The sequence below is a fragment of the Mycobacterium sp. KBS0706 genome, from assembly GCF_005938675.2.
Lineage (GTDB): Bacteria > Pseudomonadota > Alphaproteobacteria > DSM-16000 > Inquilinaceae > Inquilinus.
Map to the genome: position 1 here is coordinate 25293 of NZ_VCCH02000087.1, position 7885 is coordinate 33177.

Consider the following 7885-nt stretch of genomic DNA (forward strand, 5'->3'; position numbering starts at 1 on the left):
TCAGTCTGGATGATTTACGCGCTGTATCGTTGGCTGACCGACGCCGCCGGCCCCTTCGTGCCCCTGCTGCTGGCGCGCCGCACCGCCGCCGGCCGCGAGGACCCCGCCCGCCGCGGCGAGCGGCTGGGCCATGCCAGCATTCCCCGCCCGGCGGGCCCGGTGATCTGGGTCCATGCCGCCAGCGTCGGCGAGGTGCTGTCGGTGCAGGTGCTGGTGCGCCGCCTGCTGGAGCGCGACCCGCGCCTCTCCGTCCTGGTCACCACCGGCACCGTCACCTCGGCCCGGCTGATCGCCGAGCGGCTGCCGGATCGCGCGATGCACCAGTTCGCGCCGCTCGACCGCATGGCCTTCGTCCGCCGCTTCCTCGACCACTGGAAGCCGAACCTGGCGATCTGGGTCGAATCCGAGATCTGGCCGAACATGCTGACCGAGACCGAGAAGCGCGGCCTGCCGATCGCTTTGGTCAATGCCCGGATGTCGGAGCGGTCGTTCCGCCGCTGGCGCCGGCTGCCGCGGCTGATCCGCCGGCTGCTGGGCATCTTCCGGGTGATCCTGCCCTGGGACGAGCGCTCGGCCCGCAACTTCCGCGCCCTCGGCGCCCGCGGTGTCGGCCAGGTCGGCAACCTGAAATTCTCCTCCGACCCGCCCGACGCCGAGCTCGAGGAACTGGCGGCGATGCGCGCCGCGATCGGCCGCCGCCCGGTCTGGCTGGCCGCCAGCACCCATGCGGGGGAGGAGGAGCAGATCGTCCAGGCGCACAAGGCGCTGGCGGCGAAGCGGCCCGGCCTGCTGACCGTGCTGGCGCCGCGCCACCCCGACCGCGGCGCGGAGATCGCCGGCCTGGCCGAGGCGGCGGGCCTGCGCGTCCTGCGCCGCAGCGAGCAGCGGCTGCCCTGGTCCGACACCGATGTGCTGGTGGCCGACACCATCGGCGAGATGGGGATCTGGCTGCGGGTCTGCCCGGTCGCCTTCATCGGCGGCTCGCTGGTGCCGTTCGGCGGCCACAACCCGATCGAGGCGGCGCAGCTTGGCGCCGCCCTGGTCTACGGTCCGCACATGACCAACTTCCCGGACATCACCGCCCAGCTCGGCCAGGCCCGCGGGGCGATGCCGGTGGGGGATGCCGCGGCCCTGACCGCCGCGGTCAACCGGCTGCTGGACGACCCGGTGGAGCGCCGCCGCATGGCCCGCGCCGCCGGCGCCGTGGCCCAGCGCAACCGCGGCGTGGTCTCGACCGTGATGGCGACCCTGGAGCCGCTGATCACGCCGATCTTGGCATGAGGGCGACTGCATCCTCGACCGACGCTTCTCTTCGGCTCAGGTTTTATGAGTCCCCCCTCCCCCTGCGGGAGGGGGATAGGGGGAGGGGTCTGCGCGCGTCCGCGCGTGTATGGGCAAGCCACTCAACCCACCGCCTGGCCGGCTTGTCACGGAGTTGGGCCGGATCGAGCCGAGAGAACCCCCTCCCCCTACCCCCCTCCCGCAAGGGGAGGGGGGACAAGACATCATGAAAACTCCCGGCTTCTGGTATCGCCCGGAGGCGACGCCGGCGGCCTGGCTGCTGGCCCCGGCCGGGGCCGTCTACGACCTCGCCTCGCGCCTGCGCCGCACCCTGGTGACGCCGCAGCGGGCGCCGGTGCCCGTGGTCTGCATCGGCAACCTGGTGGCGGGCGGCGCCGGCAAGACCCCGGTGGCGCTGGCCCTGGCCCGCCGCCTGGCCGAGATCGGCATCGCCGTCTACACCCTCAGCCGCGGCCATGGCGGCTCGCTGGCCGGGCCGGTGCGGGTCGATCCGGACCGGCATTCGGCCGCCGAAGTCGGCGACGAGCCGCTGCTGCTGGCCCGCGCCGCCCCCGCCTGGATCTCGCGCGACCGCCCGGCCGGCGCCCGCGCCGCCGCGGCGGCCGGGGCGCAGCTGATCCTGATGGATGACGGCTTCCAGAACCCCAGCCTGGCCAAGGACCTGTCCCTCCTGGTGGTCGACGGCGGCAGCGGCTTCGGCAACGGCCTGATCCTGCCCGCCGGCCCCTTGCGCGAACGCCCGGAGCACGGCCTCGCCCGGGCCGACGCCCTGGTGATCATGGGCCCGGACCGCGCCGGGATCCGGGATCTCGCCGCCGGACACGGCCTGCCGGCGCTGGGCGCCCGGCTGGTGCCGTCGCCGGAGGACACGGCGCGGCTGCGCGGCCGCAAGGTGCTGGCCTTCGCCGGCATCGGCCGGCCGGAGAAGTTCTTCGCCACCCTGGCGGAGCTGGGGGCGGAGATCGCCGGCGCCGTCCCCTTCCCCGACCACCATGCCTACACGCCGGACGAGGTGATGCGCCTGGCCGAGACGGCGCAGGAGCGGGGGGCCGTGCCGGTGACGACGGAGAAGGACCAGGTCCGCCTGCCGCCCGAGGCCCGGCCGATGGTCGAGGCGCTGCGCGTCGACCTCGCCTGGGACGACCCCGCCGCCGTCGACGCGGTGCTGCAGCCGGCGGTGCGGCGGGCGCTGCGCGTCTAGCCCCCGTTCCGGCGGGCGATGTACAGGCTGGTCGTCATGTTGCGGACGACGCGGCCGCCGAAGCCCTCGCGCGCGATGCGGCGCAGCTCAGCCAGCACGGGCTCGCGGTCGGGGCGGAGGCTGACGGTCGAATAGGTCGCGTAGAGCGCCGCGGTCTGGTCCTCGTCCAGCACCAGGGACCATGCACGCGCGGCCGTGTCGACGACGTCGAAGGCGCCGGTCCGCCTCAGCGCCGCCAGGCGGGCCGCCGCGTCCAGCCCGAACGGGATGCCCCGCTCGCCGGCGGCGGGATTGACCGGGCCGTCGAGGAGGTCCCGGGTCGCAAGATGGAACGGGTCGGGCCGGCTGTCGTCGCCGAACACGTTCCAGAACGCCGCCCACCAGCCGCCGGGGCGCAGCAGGCGCGTGATCCTGGCCAGCGCGGCATCCTCGTCGAGCCAATGGAAGGCGGTGCCGCTGACACCGAGGTCGAAGGCCGCCTCGTCCAGCGCCGCGTCCTCGAAGGCGGACACCAGCACCGTCAGCGCCGGGTCCGGATGCGTCGCCCGCAGGAAGTCGGCGAGGCGCGGGTCCGGCTCGACGGCGACCAGTGGATCGGCGCCCAGATCCAGCAGCCGGCGGGTCGCCTTGCCCGTCCCGGCGCCGATCTCGAAGGTCGCGGTCCCGGGGCCGAGGGCGCAGCGCGACCGCAGCGTCCGGTACACCCAGTCCGGATAGTCGGGACGGGCACTGTGATAGTTGGCCGGGTCGGCCCCGAAGGCCTGGCGTCCCGCTTCCCTCGCGAGTCTCGGCGGCATGATCGATCCTACAGGGGACGGCGGCGCGGCGCGCCCCAGGTCAGGGTCGAGACCATGTCGAGCGCCAGCTGCCCGTCCGTCGCGAAGGGCCGCATCAGCGCCTCCAGCTCGCGGTCGAATTCGGCGGCCAGCGCCTCGCCCATCACCGCGCGGCTCCAGGTCGCGCGCGAATGCTGGCCGCGGATGAACTCGGCGAGGCTCTGCCGGACCGCGAACCGGAAGTCCCTCCGCCCGGCGATGTCCATCCAGGCCTCGTGGCGCCCGGCCTCCGCCGCGGCGCCCGCCGGATCATAGCGGCCGCCGACCCGGGCGATCCAGCGCGTCAGGAATGCCGTCCAGGCCGCGTCGCCGCAGGGGGCAGTCGGCTCGTCGCCGCCGATCACGGCCAGGATCCCGGTCCAGCCCGCCAGCTTCGGGAACACCACGGCGTGGTCGAGCCAGTGGACCGAGGTGCCGGCGGTGACCAGGTCGAAGCCGCGATCGGTGCGATAGGTCTCCGCCGTCTCGCAGGTCCAGGCGATGCCGCCGTGCCGGCCGGCATCGGCCGCGCGGCCGGCCTCGATCATCGCCGCGGAGGGGTCGAGCGCCACCACCTCGGTGAAGTGATCGGCCAGGACGATGGCGACCTTGCCCGGCCCGCAGCCCAGATCCAGCGCCCGGCCCCGCCCCGCCACCTGCCCGAGCAGGAATTCGTACAGCGCTGGCGCGTAGGGCGGCCGGGCGGCGTAGCAGCGGGCAACGTCGGCATCGGCGAAGGCCGAGGCGACGGCCCGGCGCGCCGATGGGCTGGTGGCGATCTGCCCGGGACGATGCATGGGAGGCTCCGCTGGTTCACGCGCCATGGCGCGGACCAATCATGTCGGTCCGCGAACACGATGCAAGCCGCCGTCGCGCTTCGGATGGCGCGACCGCAGGGGTCAACACCATGCCTATTGCCTTAACCGGCGGATATGTTCATGATACGTTCCATGAACACAAACACGGATTCCGATCTCGACGTCCAGGCCTTCTGCCGCAGCCTTGCGCTGCAGCAGGTCCAGATGCTCACGCGCCTGGCCGAGATCGCCATGCAGCTGGCCGAGGCCGAAGGCACCCGCGCCGTCGCCCCCAGACCCGCGCCGCCGCGCCCAAGGCCGGCGAGGCCGCGGTTCAGGCTGCGAGGGCCGAGGCGCAGGAGGCCGGCCGGGCGTTCAGCCGCTTCTCCAACTCGGTGCAGCGCTCCCTGGCCCAGCGTGCCCGTGCCGCCGGCGACCTCTGCGCCCGCGACAAGGCCGACCGCCGGGCCCGCCGCGCCCACCAGCGCAACCATGTCACCGAGGCCCTTCACGCCCTGATCTGGGATGCGGGCCAGCCGACCCGGGACCTCGACGAGGCCGACCATCACACCAACAACCTGCACGAGCGGCTCGACCAGCTCTATCGCGACGAGGACGACCGGATCGAGGACCGGCCGGTCGGTTCGGTCATCACCGGCCTGGCCTGCGGCCTCGGCCTGTCCGACGAATGGCGCCGCCGGGCCGCGGACTGGTCGGACCCGCCCTATCCGCCGCCGCCGACCGGCACCCCGGCCGAGGTCCGAGAGCGTCGCCGGGCCCGGCTGGTCGAGCTGATGCAGAAGTCGCTCGACGCCATCTCCGACCGCGACAAGGCCGCAAGCCTCCAGGCCGGGGTCGAGGCCCGGCTCAAGGAGCCCGATGTCGAGGCGCTGATCGACGCCGAGCCGCCGGCCCCGGCCGCCGCCCGCCTCTGCCGCTCCCTCGGCATCGATCCATACCCCTTCCACGAAGGCCCGAGCGAACCCGACAAACCGGGCACCGGGTGACGGGCGGCTGGCCCGACCTTCCCTACCAAAAAAATCGTCATCCCCGCGAAAGCGGAGATCTCGTCCCGGCCCGATGGAAAGAGATTCCCGATTGCGCGGGAATGACGACCGGGGGAGAGGGTGACGTGGTGCGCTCCAAGCCCCGTCAGAACGCCAGCCCGGTCTTGAAGATCTCCACGGCGTAGAACGCCAGTTCGCCGTCCAGCGCGCGCTGGATGTTGGCGGCCTTGCGGAAGCCGTGCTGCTCGCCCGCGAACAGGACATAGCCGACCGGCTGGCCCTTGGCGCGCAGCGCGTCGACCATCGCCTCGGTCTGGTTCGGCGGCACCACCTCGTCCTCGTCGCCCTGGAAGAAGATCACCGGCTTCGACAGCCTGTCGGCGTGGAACAGCGGCGACCGCTCGCGGTAGCGCTCGGCCTCCGCCGGATACGGCCCGATCAGCCAGTCGAGATAACGCGATTCGAATTTGTGCGTGTCGCGCGCCAGGGCGGCCGCGTCGCTGACCCCGAAATGGCTGGCGCCGCCGGCGAAGTAATCGTCGAAGGCCAGCGCCGCCAGCGCGGTGTAGCCGCCGGCGCTGCCGCCGGTGATCACCGACCGGGCGGCATCGGCCAGGCCCTGCGACGCCAGGTACTTGGCGCCAGCCACCGCATCCTCGACGTCGACCACGCCCCAGGCCAGGTTCAGCCGGTCGCGATAGGCCCGGCCATAGCCGGTGCTGCCGCCATAGTTGACGTCGAGCACGGCGATGCCGCGGCTGGTCCAGTACTGGATGCCGAGATTGAGCGTCGAGGACGCCGCCGAGGTCGGGCCGCCATGGATCTTCACCACCAGCGGCGGCACGTCGCCCGCCGGCGCCGCATGGTCCGGGCTGGTCGGCGGGTAGTACAGGCCATGGGCGGTGCGGCCGCCCGCGGTCGGGAACTCGACCGGCTGCGCGGGGGCGAAGAAGCCGCGCAGCGCCGGGTCCTCGCCGATCTCGGTCGCCCGCTTCAGCACCTCCCAGCGCCCGGTGGCGAGGTCGAGCCGGACGATCTGGGCCGGGTCGCGCGGCGAGCCGGCGCGGAACACTGCGATCCGCTCATCGGCGCGGACCGAGCTGATATCGGTGTAGGGCAGGTCGATCGGCGTCAGGCCGCCGGTCATCAGCTCGACCAAGGCGAGCTTGCCCAGACCGCCCTCAACGTAGCTGCACAGCAGCCGCCCGGGGCCGGAGAAGGCATAGGCCGACAGGCCGAACACCCATTGCGGCTGGCCGAACTCCGCCGCCAGCGGCAGCACCGGCTCGGCCGGCCCGCCGCGTCCGTCGCAGCGATACAGGTTCCACCAGCCGGACCGGTCGGCGGCGAAGACCAGCCATTGCCCGTCCGGCGACCATTCCGGCTGGAACACCGATTCGCCCGACCCGCCGGCCAGCGCCAGCGCCGGCCCGGACGGCGCGCCGTCGGCCGCCAGCTCGGCGACGAACAGCGTGGTCTCGACCCAGGGCATGTGCGGATGGTCCCAGGCCAGCCAAGCCAGCCGGCTGCCGTCCGGCGACAGCCGCGGCGAGGCGAAGAAGTCGTGGCCCTGCGCCAGGATGCGGACGCTGCCGGCGCCCTCGCCCGCCAGCGGCACGGCGACGATCATGTTGTCGGGATGGCCCTGGCCGGGCCGGTGGCGCTCGCCGACGCCGATCCACAGCCGCCGGCGCGAATCGACCAAGCCATCGGCGAAGCGCCATTCGGCCTCGCCGGTCGCGGCGGTAACCGGGACGGGCTCGGCGCCGGGCGCCTGGCGGTAGAGGCGGCGGTCCGGCGGCGTGCCGGCAGGGCCGGGCCGGTCGTTGGTAAAGTAGACGGTGCCGGCGGCGACGGTCCAGGCGCCGCCGCCATATTCATGCACCCGGGTGCGGACATTCACCGCCGGCGGGCTGATTTCGGCCACCGAGCCGTCGGGGCCGCGCCGCATCAGCACGCTGCGCCCGCCTTCCTGCGGCCGGCTTTCCAGCCACCAGATCGAATCGCCGTCCAGCCGCACCTCGGACAGGCCGATCGACTGCGCCACGATCAGGTCGGAGGTGATCGGCGACCTCCAGAAGCCGTAAGGGGCGGTCCTGATGACAGTCATCGCTGGTCTCCGATCCATGGGACCAGCAGCCTGTCCGATCGGCGGCCGGGTTACCAGTGCCGGCCGTGCCGCACCATTACTTCTTCGCGATCACCCAGACCGCATGGACGATGCCGGGGATGTAGCCCAGCAGCGTCAGCAGGATGTTGAGCCAGAAATGCTTGCCGAAGCCGACCTGGAGGAACACGCCCAGCGGCGGCAGCAGGATGGCGACGATGATCCGGATCAGGTCCATGCGCGTCCTTCAGTGGGCAGGCGGAGACCCGGGGCGCCCGGGCGGATCATGCCATCCGCCCGGGCCGGCCGGTCACGGCATCATCGGCTGCGGCGGGTTCGGCTTGGTCGACTGCTCGATGCTCTCGCCGGCCTTCTGGGTGTCCTGGCCGACGCCGCGGACGGTGTTGTCGCAGGCGGCCATGCCGAGGCCGGCGGCCAGCAGGCCGGCGATGAGAACGATGCGTGCGATCATGGGTTTCTCCTCGATCTTGGGGAAAACCGATCCGGGACGGACCGGTCAGGTAACGGCGCCCTGCTGCGGGGAGTTCCGGGGCCCGCGACGGTCAGCGGACCAGGAAGCGGCCGATCGCCAGACCGGCGGCGAAGGCCAGGCCGACGCTGGTCAGCGGCCGCTCCGCCACCTGGCCCTGGACCCT

Annotated in this window: 8 protein-coding genes; 3 read left to right on the plus strand and 5 right to left on the minus strand. The window is 73.1% G+C overall.

Annotation, left to right across the window (positions count from 1 at the left end):
* Positions 1-9 precede the first annotated feature (9 nt).
* Together FFK22_RS32565 and lpxK are read left to right on the plus strand one after the other, a co-directional pair.
* Positions 10-1281 carry a 3-deoxy-D-manno-octulosonic acid transferase gene (locus FFK22_RS32565; protein WP_138887871.1) on the plus strand — a complete coding sequence of 424 codons (1272 nt, stop codon included), beginning with the start codon at positions 10-12 and terminating at the stop codon, positions 1279-1281.
* 226 nt (positions 1282-1507) lie between these two features.
* A complete protein-coding gene (lpxK, locus tag FFK22_RS32570; protein WP_138887872.1) occupies positions 1508-2503 on the plus strand; it encodes a tetraacyldisaccharide 4'-kinase in 996 nt (331 codons plus the stop codon).
* Here the strand turns inward: lpxK and FFK22_RS32575 are convergent.
* Entirely contained in the window at positions 2500-3300 is an 801-nt protein-coding gene (locus FFK22_RS32575) for a class I SAM-dependent methyltransferase (RefSeq protein WP_138887873.1), read from the minus strand. The genes lpxK and FFK22_RS32575 overlap by 4 nt on opposite strands.
* A gap of 8 nt (positions 3301-3308) precedes the next feature.
* Complete coding sequence (locus FFK22_RS32580) at positions 3309-4115, minus strand: trans-aconitate 2-methyltransferase (RefSeq protein WP_186002772.1); 807 nt, start codon at positions 4113-4115, stop codon at positions 3309-3311.
* Between the two features lie 395 nt (positions 4116-4510).
* Between FFK22_RS32580 and FFK22_RS32585 the strand changes: the two genes are divergently transcribed.
* Positions 4511-5122, plus strand: coding sequence for a hypothetical protein (locus FFK22_RS32585; RefSeq protein WP_138887875.1), 612 nt, complete (start codon positions 4511-4513; stop codon positions 5120-5122).
* A gap of 145 nt (positions 5123-5267) precedes the next feature.
* Here the strand turns inward: FFK22_RS32585 and FFK22_RS32590 are convergent, their stop codons facing one another.
* From FFK22_RS32590 to FFK22_RS32600, 3 genes are all read right to left on the minus strand, one after another.
* Positions 5268-7232 (minus strand): S9 family peptidase, encoded by a 1965-nt coding sequence (locus tag FFK22_RS32590; RefSeq protein WP_186002773.1) that lies wholly within the window; start codon positions 7230-7232, stop codon positions 5268-5270.
* A gap of 76 nt (positions 7233-7308) precedes the next feature.
* The gene (locus tag FFK22_RS32595) at positions 7309-7467 is read right to left on the minus strand and encodes a YqaE/Pmp3 family membrane protein (protein ID WP_138887876.1); all 159 of its coding nucleotides are present in this window, start codon (positions 7465-7467) and stop codon (positions 7309-7311) included.
* A 72-nt stretch (positions 7468-7539) separates the two neighbouring features.
* The gene (locus FFK22_RS32600; RefSeq protein ID WP_138887877.1) at positions 7540-7701 is read right to left on the minus strand and encodes an entericidin A/B family lipoprotein; all 162 of its coding nucleotides are present in this window, start codon (positions 7699-7701) and stop codon (positions 7540-7542) included.
* Between the last annotated feature and the right edge of the window lie 184 nt (positions 7702-7885).